This is a genomic window from Paraburkholderia sp. A1RI_3L, from assembly GCF_048957895.1.
Lineage (GTDB): Bacteria > Pseudomonadota > Gammaproteobacteria > Burkholderiales > Burkholderiaceae > Paraburkholderia > Paraburkholderia kururiensis.
In genome coordinates, this window is record NZ_JARCHA010000010.1 from 158394 (window position 1) to 172671 (window position 14278).

Here is a 14278-nt window from a genome sequence, read left to right on the forward strand (position 1 = left end):
CGGATTCTACAAGCGCTCCGGCGTTTTGCGCGAATCTTTTGTGGGGGCGAGGCGCAAGTTGTTGCGCGGCGCAGACTATGGCGTGCGTTTTAGCGCCTTTTTTATGGGGTAAACGCGGCATGGCGGCTGCGCCACCCCTTTGCCAAGGCACTTTTCTCGATGCGCGCGCCCACGTTACGCGCCATTACGCGAACGCGCGAGGCGCGGCATCAGCGCGGCGAGCGCATCCAGTCCTTCGTCGATATGGGCAACGTCCATCGCGCCGTAGCCGAACATAAGCCCCTGGTCGGGGCGCGCCTTCACATAAAACGGCGTGAGCCCGTAAATGCCGAGCGAAACGTCGGCGGCCGCACGCACCAGCGCCGCCTCGTCGACGGAAGCGTTAAGCCGTGCCGCGAGATGAATGCCCGCGGTGGTCGGCGTGATCGGCGCTAACCACTCGGAAAGCGGTCCTCGCAGATGCGTGAGCAACGCTGCGCGCCGCGCGGCGTACTCCTTGTGCATGCGGCGCAGGTGCCGCGCGAAGTCGCCGTTGAGCATGAAGGTGGCGAGCGCGCGCTGCGTGAGCGTGCAGCCGTGCCAGTCCGTTGCCTTGCGCGCCGTGACGAGCGGCTGCGCCAGCGACGCCGGCGGCACCACGTATCCCACGCGCAGTTCGGGAAAGATGGTTTTCGAAAACGTGCCTACGTAGGCCACGATTGCGCTGCGATCCAGGCTTTTGAGCGGCTCCATGGGACGCCCTTCGAAACGGAACTCGCAGTCGTAGTCGTCCTCGATAATCACGGCGCCGCGTTGCTGCGCCCATTCGAGCAAGGCGACGCGACGCTCGAGGCTCATCGGCATGCCGAGCGGAAACTGATGCGAAGGCGTCACGTAGACGAGCCGGGCGTTCTTCGGCAACCGCTCGACAATCAGCCCTTCGTCATCCACCGGCACCGGCACGACCTTCGCGCCCGCCGCGAGCAGACAGGCACGCGCCGGCGGATAGCCGGGGTCTTCGATAGCCGCGACATCGCCCGGGCGCAGCACGACGCGCGCCATCAGATCGAGCGCGTGCTGCGCGCCCTGCGTGACGATCACGTCCTCCCAGTTGCTCGCCACCGCGCGGCTGAACGCGAGATAGCGCGAAATCGCGAGACGCAATTCCTGCTCACCCGCCGCGTCCCGATAGGCGCCCACGCCGCGGGCCTGCGCGCGCAGCGCCTGGTTCACGCAACGGCGCCAGACGTCGAAGGGAAAGCGCGACTTGTCCGTTACGCCGCCCATGAAATCGACGCGCAGACGTCGATCGGAACGCGGTAACAGCTGCGTTTGCGATAGCGCCTCCCACACGGGCGCGGCCTTCGCGAGCGTTCCTGCGCCCGGGCGCTCGTGGCCCGCACGAGACGCATGAGACACATGAGGCGCGCGGACGCCTCCGGCCATCCGCATCTGCACAGAAGGCTCGGACGGCAGCCGTTGCAGGCCCGTTGCGACGAACGTGCCCGAACCGGCGCGCGCAGTGAGATAGCCTTCGGCGAGCAGCCGTTCGAACACGTCCAGAGTCGTCTTGCGCGATACGCCCAGTTGCACCGCGAGGTCGCGTGTGGAAGGCAGACGCGTGCCGCCGGCGAGCCGTCCCTCGACGATTCCCGCGCGCAACTGCCTGTAGATCTGCCCTGCCAGGTCGTGGCGTCCCTCTACGGTGACGTGAATGTCCATCGCGACTCCTCCGCTCCCCGGCTCCTCGTCTTCGAAGCAGCTATTCTGGCAGACCGCACTCGCGATCGACCCGTGAAGCAGGTGACCGGCAGCCGGACAGCCCGACGCAAAAAAGCCCCGCCATGCGGGGCTTTCTGCCTTCCAGGTTGAAACTGAAGCTGAATCGCAATCTACGTCCGCCCTCAATGCACGAGGGCAAACCGACGCAGCCGCCGCAGCGCTACACGAATCAGTCCAACGCAGCCGAGGCGGCAGCGCGACGCTCGTCGGCCTGCGCACGCGCACCGTTCGACGACCGATGATGTTCAGACGAAAGCCGCCGCATCAGCGGCAGCAGCACCACCGCAATCGCAACGCCCACCGCCGCGAGCCAGCCGAGCCCCCAGAACAGCTTCGTATAGAGCGGCAACGAGGTCAGCGGATCGAGCTCGCCGGAAGGCATCTGCGCGAAATTCGCCACCACGCTGCCCAGATACTGCGAAACACCGGTCGCGACGAAATACGCGCCCATCATGAAGCCGCTCATGCGCGCGGGCACGTAGCGCGCGATCATCGCGAGCCCAAGGCCGCTCACGAGCAGTTCGCCGAGCGAGTAGAGCCCGTAGCCCCACACCATGAACCACGACGACACACGGCCCTCCACGGCGTACCGGCCGCTCACCGCGAAGACGAAGAAGCCCGCGGCCACCACCGCGAAGCCCGCGGCGAACTTGCCCGCCACCGGCACGTCGCGGCCGTTGCTGGCGAGCCGTGTGTACAGCGTGGCGAGCAGCGGGGAGAGAATCATGATCCAGATGGGATTGAGCGCCTGGAACTGCGCGGCGCTCCACGAAAACAACGGCACGCCCGCAATCGAGAACAGCGGGTCGACATTGCGCAGCGCAAACAGCGTGAGCGACGTCGACATCTGCTGATAGAAGATGAAGAACAGAATGGACTGCAACGTGAGCACGAGCGCCGCGATCAGCCCCGCGCGTTCAGCGCGTTCGCAGCGCGCAAGCATCCACGCGAAGATCGCGAGAATCGCGACGCCCGCCGCATAGACGCAGGCCACGGCAATCGCCTTGTGCTGGAGCACGAACACGGTGGCCAGGCCGAGCGCGATGCCGCCCAGCGCCACCGCCGCCGCGCGCGCGAGTTTGAGCGGTTGCGCGTCCGGCGCCGAACCCACCTGCGCCACCGTGCGATACATGAGCGCGAAATTCAGCACGCCAAGCACCATGCCGGCGCAGCACACCGCGAACGCGGCGTGCCAGCCCCAGTGGTCCTTGATCCACGGCGTAGCGAGCATCGACACCGTGGAGCCCACGTTCACCGCCATGTAGTACATCGTGAACGCGCTGTCGATGCGCGCTTCGTCGCCTTCATAGATGCGACGCACGAGGTTGGCGGCGTTTGCCTTGAAGAGCCCGTTGCCCACCACGATCACACCGAGCGACGCATACATGTGGTCGAGGCTGTCGTCGGGCATGGCGAGCATCAGATAACCCACGGCGAGCACCGCTGCACCGAAGATCATCGTGCGCCGCGCGCCCAGCACCTTGTCGCCGATCCAGCCGCCAATGGAAGGCGCCGCATAGACCAGCGCCGTAAAGGCGCCCCAGGTGAGGTTGGCGTGCCCGTCGGCGAAACCGAGCTTGTCCACCATGAACAGCACGAGCAGCGCGGCCATGCCGTAATAGCCGAAACGCTCCCACATCTCGATCAGAAAGACCGTCGAGAACGAGCGCATCTGCGAAACAGGTTGATTCATCGGGTACCTCGTGTGGATGCAATTGCAACGACGCCCGGGGCTCACCGCCCGGACCATGCGTGAAGAAACGGCGCAGCCGGCATCACGCCGGAGCGCTCATTTGCGCTTGCGCGTCGAAGAAGACAAAGCAGGAGAAAAAGCGAGGCAGGAAGGAGGCCCGAGGCCATGCCGGCTGCGTGACCGACATTCGTCGCGTGGCGACACGCGAAAGCGTTTCGTGCAAGTGGAAGTGCGGTTCATTTTTCAGGTCTGCAGGCGAACGCCCCGATCAGGGTGTGCCGTTGCGAGGTGCCGCACGCAGGATCGCTGCGCGCAACAGGGCTGCAAATCAAAGGGTATTGAAGGGAAAATGCAGGCGATGCGAAAGGTTATGTCGCGCCGCTAGCGCAGCGATTCTGCAGACGATAGACGCTTCGATCACCCAGGGTTATCCCGGCGCCGGATTGTAGCCCGCGAAATTCAGCCGTGCTCGATGTCAATAAGCGGCACGTCGAGCAGGCGCGCAAGCCCTTTGCCGCCCTCGCGCATCACGTGGTCGTGATTCCATTGGAAGAGCGGCCGGGCAAGGGGAGCCACGAGGTTCATCCACGGCCGCATGGTGCGTACCTGCCATTCGTAGCGAATGACCGTCACGCCGTCCTGCTCTGAAAAACGCCACCGGCCAGCGCCTTCCACGGCACCCGTGGCATAACCGTCGAGTGCGACGAGCGGCTCGATGCGCGTCACGCGCATGTCGAACACGAGCCGGTACGGCAGCGCGCCCTTCCACGTGTAGCGATGCAATGCGCCGATGCCGCGTGTGTCGCCGGCCTCGATGGCTTCCACGCGCTCCACGCTCTTCCACCATTCAGGCCACCGCGCGCAGTCTTCTATGGCGGCCCACACCGCCTGCAACGGCGCGTGGATGCGCCATGTCGTCGTGAACGCGTACTGGCTGTTGCGCACGGCAGCCTCCGTGGTCGTGTGCCGGTTCTTATTCTGAACCGGCGCGAAGCACATGGAGGTCCCGGTCCGTGCCGGCGAGGCCCAGGCGGAATCAGTAACGGTCGATGCGGTTGCCGTTGATCTGCACGCGGTCGCCAGGACGCAGATCGCCGGGGTTGCTCACATCGAACGCGCGCGACGAGCCGTCGCTCAGTTGCACCACGACGCGGTAGCCCGACGGCGTCGACGTGCTATTGCTGTATTGCTGGCCGATCTGGTTGCCGGCCACCGCGCCACCCAGTGCGCCCACTACCGTCGCGACGTCGCGGCCGTGGCCGCGTCCGAACTGGTTGCCGATCACGCCGCCCACCAGCGCGCCCGCCACCGTGCCGACCACACCGCCCGTGCTCGCCGGACCGCCGTTTGAAACGAGCGGCTGGATGCTCGACACCACACCGTATTGCGCACCATAACCCGCGGCAGGCTGCTGCGGATACGGCTGCGGCGCAGGCTGCTGCGGGTAGCCCTGCGTGTCGTATTGCTGCTGATAGCCCGGCTGTGCATACGGCTGCTGCACGTACCCCGGCTGCGAGTAAGCCGGCTGAGGCTGGGCATACGCCGGTTGCGCCTGGTACCCGCCGCCGTACGACGATCCATAAGGCGACGGTCCCGGCACGGCGCATCCGGTAAGCGCAAGTGCCGCGCCTGCCGCGATGGCAACGGTCCCAACAAAAAACCTGACTGAACGCGTGTTTTTCATGATCTGTACTCGATGTGCTGCCGTAGCGGTGGTGCCCGCGCCCGCGGGCGTAACGGATGATGCGCGGAGTATAGGGAAAGGCGCCGCCGATTTTTCGTGGTCCCGAGTAACAGTGTGTAAAGTCTTTTGCCGCCCATCGCGCGGGTCTGATGAAGGCGCCTCGCTTGCTCATCGAAGAGAGAAACGTGCGAGGAATAACGCCGCTCCATTGAGTGTTGTGTGGGCATGTCATCACGACAACGAGGCGCGACGCCATGCACCCACCTTCCCTGTGCCGCAACGTGCGGCTCGCCGTCGTAACAGGCAGCGCGAGCCTGTTTGGCCTCGTCAGTGCGTGCTTCGGCGAAGACGGCGCCACGTGCGTCCATTTCGCCGACAGCGCAGCGCTCGCGCGCGCCGCTGCATCGAATCAACCGACCTTCAGCGCGATCCTGATGGACGCGCAAGGCGACGCGGCATCGTCACCGCCAGCCCTCGCGCAGCACAGCGGTCACGAGGATTCGCGCGTGCCGCTCATCGCGGTGGGCATCCGCGGCGGCATCGACGCCGCCGAGCAACTGCTCGATGCCGGCGCCGATGAAGTCGTGCTCTCCCCGGTCGATTCACGCGAACTCGTCTTGCGCGTGCATCTCGCACTACGACGCACGTGTGGCAGCGCGGGGCCCACCCACGCAGACGATCGGCTCGTCGTAGGCGCGTATGCGCTCAACCGGCGCACGTGCACGGTGCACATCGGCACGCAGACCATCGACCTCACGCCACGCGAGTTCGCCGTGGCGTGGATCCTGTTTTCGCGGTGCGGGGAATATGTGAGTCGCCGGCAGATGGCCGGCGCGGTGTGGAGCAGTTCGGACGACATCGTGGGACGCACGCTCGAACAGCACATCTACAAACTGCGCAAGAAGCTGGAATTGAACGGCACGCGTGGGGTGCAGTTGCGTGCCGTGTATGCGCGCGGCTATCAGCTGGACGTGGCGGACGTCGCAACGTCCGCCGAAGTCGCATAGCCGTACACGTCAGTCTGTAACGCGGTCAGTTCAGCAGATCCGGCGACGGAGACGGCGTATGCGAATCCATCCAGTCGTACGTGTCGTTGCTGTTGGCCCATGCCCAGTTTCGTGCAGGCACGGCCGCGCGTGTCGCGTTGCTGCTATCCGGACGCACTTCGGCATGCGCACGGCGCAGTTCTCCGCTCCGCAGTTCTCCGCTCTCATCGTGCACGCGGCGCGCGACGTTGGCGCGTTGAAAAGTCGAGTCGTCGAAGCTCATGGTCTTCTCCTTGCATCAGTTTTCGCGGGCGGACTCGCATTCGAGCGACGCGGCCACCAGTTCCGCAAACCGCTCCAGTGCAGCGACAGAGCCATGCACGGTGCGGTATTCCTCGCGCCCGATGCGCGCATCGAGCACGACCGTCATGCCAGCCTGCCGGGCGAGATCGACGATATCCATCTCATGCTCCACGTCCGCAAATGCGATTGAGTCAGGTTGATCGGTTCAGCGGGGCTACCACTTCTGGCCGCCCGTTGATGCGTAAGTTGGAGCATTTCCCGATTTGCATCAACGGGGCAGCGCTGAATTCATAGTTTGCTGTTCCACAACAATGGCTGAATCGCCCGCCTGGCGGGGCTTTGCGGGGTCTTGAACCCTCGCCCGCCTCGCAGGTGCGCCGGGCATCGTGCCTCGCCGTGGTGCCTCGTGCGCCTTGCCTCGGTGCACGCGCCGCTTCGTGAACGCGCACGGCGGCTTGCAAACGGCCTTCAACGCGCGTGCCGTGCGCACGCACACATGCGGCGCAACGCTTGCCCTGTAGGGCCTGCGCGCGTCTATAGCGGCTTCCGCACGCACCTCTGGCACAGAACTCGCTAAGTTACCCCGCGAGAGGTGCGAAGCAATTTGCATCATCTTAGGATCGCTAGGGTTCCGGTCGTGACCGCTGCGCAAGCCGCACACACGACGCCTGGTCCGAGAGCAATCCGGTCTCGTCTCCACCTTCCTGCAAGGCGGCGCCGAGGCTCCACGGAGGGATAAAAGCCCGGGAGGTCGCGATGTCGTTCGTCGCCCTCTCACGCTTTGTCCAATCCGACCCAGGAGCCTCCATGCCGTCCAGCCTCCCCGCCGACGCCGCGTTGCCCGCTGCGCGGGACACGTCCCTTCCCGCCATCACGCCGCTGTGGGAAACCGTGATTCCCGCGGGCACCCACTGGTCCGCCGTCGTGCGCCGCGGCCTCGCGCTGCGCATCGTCGATATGGAAGGCGGCGCGAATCTCGCTGCCGTGTTCTATCGCCAGGAAGATCCGCTCGAACGCTACAACATGCCCGACACGTTGAAGGCCCAGCACACCGCACACCTCACGCGCGGCCACGTGCTGTATTCGGACATGGGGCGCGTCATGGCCTCGATCACGGCCGATACGCTCGGCTGGCACGATCCGCTCGGCGGCGTAGGCGATGCCGCGCTCTTCGCGCACAAGTACGGCACCGCGCGCTATCAGACGCATCGCAACGACATGATCCGCAACGGCCGCGACAGCCTCGTGCTCGAACTTGCGAAGTACGGCCTTGGCGAGCGCGACCTCGTGGCCAACGTGAACTTCTTCAGCAAGGTCGCCGTGGGCGACGACGGCGCGCTCGAATTCGTGCCGGGCCATTCGCCGGCGGGAAGCACGTTCGATCTGCGCTTCGAAATGAACACGCTTGCAGCGTTCTCCACGGCGCCGCATCCGCTCGACCCACGCACGCAGTACGAGCCCAAGCCCGTGCGCGTGATCGCGTACCGCGCCTATGCCGCTGACGCATCCGCCCCCGCCGACGACCCGTGCCGCACCGCCTGCCCCGAGAACACTCGCGGCTTCATCAACACCGACCGTCTGTTCGCGTAAGGAGCGCCGCCATGCCGATCCTCGAAAGCGCGCTCGATCTGCGCCATGCCCACTACGACTTCACGCTGCCCGCGGGCGAGCCCTGGCTGCACGACGTGAAGCGCGGCGAGACGCTGCGCATCATCGACCTGGAAGGCAACCAGGCCGTGGACACGCTCTTCTACAGCAGCGCCGACCCGCACGAACGCTACAGCGCGCAGGACACCATTCGCGCGCAACGCAACCTGTACCTCACGGCGGGCAGCGTGCTGATGTCGAATCGCGGCAACGCGTTGCTCACCATCGTTGCGGACACCTGTGGCCGTCACGACACGCTGGGCGGCGCCTGCGCGGCCGAGAGCAACACCGTGCGCTATGCGCTCGAAAAGCGCCACATGCACAACTGCCGCGACAGCTTCCTCAACGCGATCACGCATTGCACGTGCGGCGCGGGCGCGCTGCTCACGAAGCGCGACATCGTGAGCAACATCAACTTCTTTATGAACGTGCCGGTCACGCCGCTCGGCAAGCTCACGTTCGAAGACGGCATCTCGGCGCCGGGCAAGTACGTGGAAATGCGCGCGGAGCAGGACGTCACGGTGCTCATCTCGAACTGCCCGCAGCTCAACAACCCGTGCAACGGCTATAACCCGACGCCCGTGCGGCTCGTGATCTGGAGCGCGTGATGGCACACACGCTTCAGAAAACCTTCGACAAGGTCCTCATCGCGAACCGCGGCGAGATTGCCTGCCGCGTGATCCGCACGCTGAAGCGGCTCGGCATCGCGTCGGTCGCCGTGTATTCGGAAGCCGACCGTCACGCCATGCACGTCATGCAGGCCGACGAAGCCGTCTGCATCGGGCCCGCGCCCGCCGCCGCGAGCTACCTCAACGCGGCCGCGATACTCGATGCGGCGCGCCGCACGGGCGCGCAGGCCATTCATCCGGGCTACGGTTTTCTCTCGGAAAACGCGGCGTTCGGCGAGGCATGCGAAGCGGCAGGGCTGCGTTTTATCGGCCCACGTCCGGAGCAGATGCGGCGCTTCGGCCTCAAGCACACGGCGCGCGAACTCGCGCAAGCGAGCGGCGTGGCGCTGCTGCCCGGCACCGGGCTGCTCGCCGATGCAGCGGCGGCGCTCGACGCCGCCGCCACGCTCGGCTACCCCGTCATGCTCAAGAGCACCGCGGGCGGCGGCGGCATCGGCATGTCGCTGTGCCGCGACGCGGCGCAACTGGAAGCGGCGTTCGCGTCGGTGGCGCGGCTTGGCGAAGCGAACTTCGCGCACGCGGGCGTCTATCTGGAAAAGTTCGTCGAACACGCACGCCACATTGAGGTGCAGGTGTTCGGCGACGGCGCGGGCAACGTCATCGCGCTCGGCGAGCGCGATTGCTCGGTACAGCGGCGCAACCAGAAGGTGATCGAAGAAACGCCGGCACCGGGGCTCTTGGACGAAGAACGCGCCGCCCTGCATGCCACCGCCGTGCGCCTCGCGAAGTCGGTCAACTATGCCTCCGCGGGCACCGTCGAATTCGTGTTCGACGTCACCACGCGCGCGTTCTACTTCCTCGAAGTCAACACGCGGCTCCAGGTCGAGCACGGTGTGACCGAGGAAGTGACGGGCGTCGATCTGGTGGAGTGGATGATCCGCCAGGCCGAAGGCACGTTGGCGCCGCTCGCCACGTTGGCGCAAGCGGTAAAAGCGACGCAGGCGCCGCGTGGCGCAAGCATTCAGGTGCGCGTCTACGCTGAAGACCCGAACAGGCACTTTCAGCCCGGCTCGGGCACGCTCACCCACGTCGCGTTTCCCGCCGATGTGCGCGTGGACACCTGGGTCGATGCCGGCACGGAGGTGAGCGCGTTCTACGATCCGCTGCTCGCGAAGATCATCGCGACCGGCGAGTCGCGCGAAGCCGCGCTCGCGAAGCTGCGCAGCGCGCTCGCCGAAACGCGGCTCTACGGCATCGAAACGAATCTCGACTACCTGCGCGCGATTGCCGGCTCCCCTACGTTCGCGAGCGGCGAGCAGACCACGGGCTTTCTCGGCCGCTTCCACTTCGCGCCGCACACCATCGACGTGCTCGACGGCGGCGTGCAGACCACGGTGCAGCAGTTGCCAGGGCGGCTCGGTTACTGGGACATCGGCGTGCCGCCCTCGGGGCCCATGGACGACCTCTCGTTCCAGCTTGCCAACGAATTGCTCGGCAACGCGCCTGATGCCGCGGGGCTCGAATTCACGATGGTCGGCGCCACGCTGCGCTTCAATACGGAGACGCTGTTCGTGCTGGGCGGCGCGGCGCTCGCTGCCACGCTCGACGGCGAGCCAGCGCCGTTCTGGACCGTGACGCGCGCAGCCCCAGGCGCGGTGTTGAAGCTGGGCGGGGTGACAGGCGCGGGCATGCGCGCGTGCCTCGCCGTGAAGGGCGGCCTCGACGTGCCCGACTATCTGGGCAGCAAAGCCACCTTCACGCTCGGTCAGTTCGGCGGCCACGCGGGCCGCGCGCTGCGTAAAGGCGACGTGCTGCACGTCGGCCCGCACGCGGGCCACGGCGAGCCCGGTGCCACGCTCGCACCCACGCGCGTCCCTGTGCTCACGCACGCGTGGGAGCTACGCGTGCTGGACGGCCCGCACGGCGCGCCCGACTTCCTCACGCCCGACGACATCGCGATGCTCTACGAGGCGCACTGGACCGTGCACTACAACTCGAGCCGCACAGGCGTGCGCCTGATCGGCCCGAAGCCGCAATGGGCGCGCACGGACGGCGGCGAGGCCGGGCTGCATCCGTCGAACATTCACGACAACGCGTATGCGATTGGCGCCGTGGATTTCACGGGCGACATGCCGGTGATTCTCGGCCCCGACGGCCCGAGCCTGGGCGGCTTCGTGTGCCCCGTCACGGTGATCGGCGATGACCTGTGGAAACTCGGCCAGCTGCGCCCGGGGGATACGGTGCGGTTTGTGCCCGCAGATGCATCCGCTCTTGCGTCGGCATCTACATCGCCAGGCACGAAGCCGAACGCAGCACACGACTGCGTACTCCACCGCGACGACCACGCAGGCGACGGCGTCGGCGTGGTCTATCGCCGCTCCGGCGACCGCAACCTGCTGATCGAATATGGGCCGCCCGTACTCGACCTCAAGCTGCGCTTTCGCGTGCACGCCCTGATGGACTGGCTCGCCGCGAACCCGCTGCCCGGTATCGTGGACCTCACGCCCGGCATCCGCTCGTTGCAGGTGCATTTCGACAGCGCGACGCTCTCGCGCGAGCGGCTGCTCGACCATCTGCGCGAAGCCGAGGCCGCGCTGCCCGCCGTGGACGCCATGCGCGTGCGCAACCGCATCGTGCATCTGCCGCTTTCGTGGGACGACCCGTCCACGCGCATCGCGATCGAACGCTACATGCAGTCGGTGCGGCCCGATGCGCCCTGGTGCCCGAGCAACATCGAGTTCATTCGCCGCATCAATGGGCTGGAAAGCATCGACGACGTGAAGCGCATCGTGTTCGACGCGCGTTACCTCGTGCTCGGGCTGGGCGACGTCTATCTCGGCGCGCCTGTTGCGACGCCCGTCGATCCGCGGCATCGGCTCGTCACGACGAAGTACAACCCCGCGCGCACGTGGACGCCGGAGAACGCCGTGGGCATCGGTGGCGCGTATCTGTGCGTCTACGGCATGGAAGGCCCGGGCGGGTACCAGTTCGTCGGACGCACCGTGCAGATGTGGAACCGCTACCGCACCACGAAGGAGTTCGTCGCCGGCAAGCCGTGGCTGCTGCGCTTCTTCGACGAGATCCGCTTCTTCGAAGTGAGCGAAGCCGAACTGGCCGAGTGGCGCAGCGACTTCATCGCGGGGCGCCGGTCGCTACGCATCGAAGAGTCGGTGTTCGATCTGGGTGAGTACCAACGCTTTTTGAAGGACGAAGCGGAATCCATTGCGGCATTCAAGTCGCGCCAGCAAACCGCCTTCGAAGCCGAGCGCGAGCGGTGGCGCGCCGCGGGCCAGGCGGACTACGCCGCGGAGGGCGAGGCAAATGCGAACGGCGCCGCAGGCGATGCAGCGGATGAAGCGGCTCTGCCCGACGACCGCCGCGCGATTGCCGCCGACGTGTCGGGCAGCGTCTGGAAGCTGCTGGTCGCCGAGGGCGAACGCGTGACCGAAGGGCAAGACGTTGCGATCGTGGAATCGATGAAGATGGAAGTCGCCGTGGCTGCGCCTGCGAACGGCGTGATCGAAACCATCGGCTGCGCGGCGGGCGATGCCGTTGTCGCAGGCCAGCGGCTGATGGTGCTGCAGATAGCGAGTGCCGCCGCGCCTTGCGTCGAGACAACCACAAGCGCAATCACAAGCGCAACCGCGACCGCGACCGGCGAGGAGGCCACATGCAAGTGAACGTTCAATCCGAAGTGGCTGAGTCGATGTCCATAGCGTCGCTGCGCGCCCGCTATCTCGACGGCAGTCTTACGCCCGCACAGCTGGTGGACGCGCTCGCCGCGCGCACATCGGGCGAGGACACGCACCACGTCTGGATTCGCGCGCTCACGCGCGACGAGATGATGGCTTACGCGCAGCGCCTGGAGGGCCGCGATCCCGCTACGCTGCCGCTCTACGGCATCCCCTTCGCGATCAAGGACAACATCGACCTCGCAGGCGTGCCCACCACGGCCGGCTGCCCCGCCTACGCGTACACGCCGGAACGCAGCGCGCCGGTGGTGGAGCGGCTGATCGCGGCGGGCGCGATTCCCGTGGGCAAGACGAATCTCGATCAGTTCGCCACGGGCCTCTCGGGCCAACGCTCGCCTTATGGCGCGTGCCGCAACGCGCTCGACCCGCGCTACGCGTCGGGCGGCTCCAGTTCGGGCAGCGCCGTAGCGGTGGCGCTCGGGCTCGCGGCGTTTTCGTTAGGCACCGACACCGCCGGCTCCGGGCGCGTGCCTGCGGCCTTTCACGGCCTCGTGGGCCTCAAGCCGACCAAGGGCGTGTTGAGCACGCTCGGCGTGGTGCCCGCGTGCCGGTCGCTCGATTGCGTCTCGATCTTCGCGCAGTCGGCCAGCGACGCCGCACGCGTATTCGACGTGGCCCACGGCGTGGCGGATAGCGACCCGTATGCGCGCGCCTGGCAGCCCTCCGCCAGCGCTTTCGCCTTCGCGTCCGCCACGCTGCGTGGCGTGCGCTTCGGCGTGCCGCGCCAGGCGCAACTCGCGTTCTACGGCGACGACTCGTACGCCGCCGCATTCGATGCCGCGCTGAACAAGCTGAAATCCGCGGGCGCCGAACTCGTGGAAATCGATTTCGAGCCGTTCCTCGCCACCGCGCGACTGCTCTACGAAGGACCGTGGGTCGCGGAACGACTCGCCGCAATCCGAGCGTTCTTCGAAGCGCAGCCTGACGCGCTGCATCCGGTCACGCGGCAGATTATCGGCGGCGCGGCACGCTGGAGTGCCGCCGACGCGTTCGCCGCCTTCGACCGCCTCGCCGCACTGCGCCTGCAGGCGGAACAGGTCTGGACGCAGATCGACGTCATGGTCACGCCCACGTCGCCCACCACAGCGACGATTGCGGAACTCGAAGCCGATCCCATCGGCGTGAACGCGCGCTTCGGCTACTACACGAACTTCGTCAATCTGCTCGATCTTTCCGCGCTCGCGGTGCCGGCGGGTGTGTGCGCCGAAGGTGCGCATGCGGGGCTGCCGTTCGGCGTGACGTTCGTGGGTCGCGCTCACGACGACGCGGCGCTGCTTGCGCTTGCGCGGGCATGGCTGGGTGAAACGCAAGAGGCTTCTATGCCTTTCGCGCGCGTCGAACCGCAATCGACGGATGCCGCCACCGTCCGCGTCGCCGTCGTCGGTGCGCATCTGAGCGGCGAGCCGCTCAACGGCCAGCTCACAGAACGCGGCGCGCGGCTCGTTTCGACCACGTCGACGGCGCCCGCCTATCGGCTCTACGTGCTGCCCATCGCGACGGCTGGCACGCCGGTGAAGCCCGGCCTCGTTCGCGTGAGCGAAGGCGGCACAGCTGTCGAAGTCGAGGTGTGGGACATGCCGGTGGCCGCGTATGGCTCGTTCGTGGCGGGCATTCGCGCGCCGCTCGGCATCGGCACACTCACGCTCGCCGACGGCAGCACGGTGCAGGGCTTCCTGTGCGAGAACGCAGCGCTCGCAGGCGCCGAGGACATCAGCGCATTCGGCGGCTGGCGCGCCTATCGGCGTCATGTTTCGCAGGCCGCTGAGCCGCCAGCCCGCGAGAACGCCCGTGCCGCCGAAACGCCATGAGTCGCACCGTCACCG

The 14278-nt window shown here is 66.8% G+C and carries 11 protein-coding genes and 1 riboswitch; of the genes, 5 read left to right on the forward strand and 6 right to left on the reverse strand.

The window, feature by feature from the left end:
* Nucleotides 1-174 precede the first annotated feature (174 nt).
* From PXJ20_RS24400 to PXJ20_RS24415, 4 genes are all read right to left on the reverse strand, one after another.
* The gene (locus PXJ20_RS24400; RefSeq protein WP_421031834.1) at nucleotides 175-1701 is read right to left on the reverse strand and encodes a PLP-dependent aminotransferase family protein; all 1527 of its coding nucleotides are present in this window, start codon (nucleotides 1699-1701) and stop codon (nucleotides 175-177) included.
* 229 nt (nucleotides 1702-1930) lie between these two features.
* A complete protein-coding gene (locus PXJ20_RS24405) occupies nucleotides 1931-3454 on the reverse strand; it encodes a peptide MFS transporter (protein WP_421031833.1) in 1524 nt (507 codons plus the stop codon).
* A 459-nt stretch (nucleotides 3455-3913) separates the two neighbouring features.
* Nucleotides 3914-4399, reverse strand: a complete 486-nt coding sequence (locus PXJ20_RS24410; protein WP_277598704.1) for an SRPBCC family protein — start codon at nucleotides 4397-4399, stop codon at nucleotides 3914-3916.
* Between the two features lie 91 nt (nucleotides 4400-4490).
* Nucleotides 4491-5138 carry a glycine zipper 2TM domain-containing protein gene (locus PXJ20_RS24415; RefSeq protein WP_421031832.1) on the reverse strand — a complete coding sequence of 216 codons (648 nt, stop codon included), beginning with the start codon at nucleotides 5136-5138 and terminating at the stop codon, nucleotides 4491-4493.
* 254 nt (nucleotides 5139-5392) lie between these two features.
* On the opposite strand from PXJ20_RS24415, the gene PXJ20_RS24420 reads away from it, so the two are divergent.
* A complete protein-coding gene (locus PXJ20_RS24420; protein WP_421031831.1) occupies nucleotides 5393-6145 on the forward strand; it encodes a response regulator transcription factor in 753 nt (250 codons plus the stop codon).
* Between the two features lie 25 nt (nucleotides 6146-6170).
* Here the strand turns inward: PXJ20_RS24420 and PXJ20_RS24425 are convergent, their stop codons facing one another.
* The gene (locus tag PXJ20_RS24425; RefSeq protein ID WP_421031830.1) at nucleotides 6171-6407 is read right to left on the reverse strand and encodes a hypothetical protein; all 237 of its coding nucleotides are present in this window, start codon (nucleotides 6405-6407) and stop codon (nucleotides 6171-6173) included.
* Nucleotides 6408-6422: 15 nt separating this feature from the next.
* Nucleotides 6423-6587, reverse strand: coding sequence for a hypothetical protein (locus PXJ20_RS24430; RefSeq protein ID WP_017774961.1), 165 nt, complete (start codon nucleotides 6585-6587; stop codon nucleotides 6423-6425).
* Nucleotides 6588-7039: 452 nt separating this feature from the next.
* Nucleotides 7040-7179, forward strand: a riboswitch (guanidine-I (ykkC/yxkD leader).
* Nucleotides 7180-7234: 55 nt separating this feature from the next.
* Between PXJ20_RS24430 and PXJ20_RS24435 the strand changes: the two genes are divergently transcribed.
* The 4 genes from PXJ20_RS24435 to atzF are packed head-to-tail and all read left to right on the forward strand — an operon-like array spanning nucleotide 7235 to nucleotide 14263.
* Nucleotides 7235-8017 carry an urea amidolyase associated protein UAAP1 gene (locus PXJ20_RS24435; protein ID WP_421031829.1) on the forward strand — a complete coding sequence of 261 codons (783 nt, stop codon included), beginning with the start codon at nucleotides 7235-7237 and terminating at the stop codon, nucleotides 8015-8017.
* A gap of 11 nt (nucleotides 8018-8028) precedes the next feature.
* Entirely contained in the window at nucleotides 8029-8682 is a 654-nt protein-coding gene (locus PXJ20_RS24440) for an urea amidolyase associated protein UAAP2 (protein WP_421031828.1), read from the forward strand.
* Nucleotides 8682-12383: an urea carboxylase gene (gene uca / locus PXJ20_RS24445; protein WP_421031827.1), complete on the forward strand. Its 3702-nt coding sequence runs from the start codon at nucleotides 8682-8684 to the stop codon at nucleotides 12381-12383. The genes PXJ20_RS24440 and uca overlap by 1 nt, the downstream gene beginning before the upstream one ends.
* A complete protein-coding gene (atzF, locus tag PXJ20_RS24450; protein WP_421031826.1) occupies nucleotides 12374-14263 on the forward strand; it encodes an allophanate hydrolase in 1890 nt (629 codons plus the stop codon). The genes uca and atzF overlap by 10 nt, the downstream gene beginning before the upstream one ends.
* Nucleotides 14264-14278 lie beyond the last annotated feature (15 nt).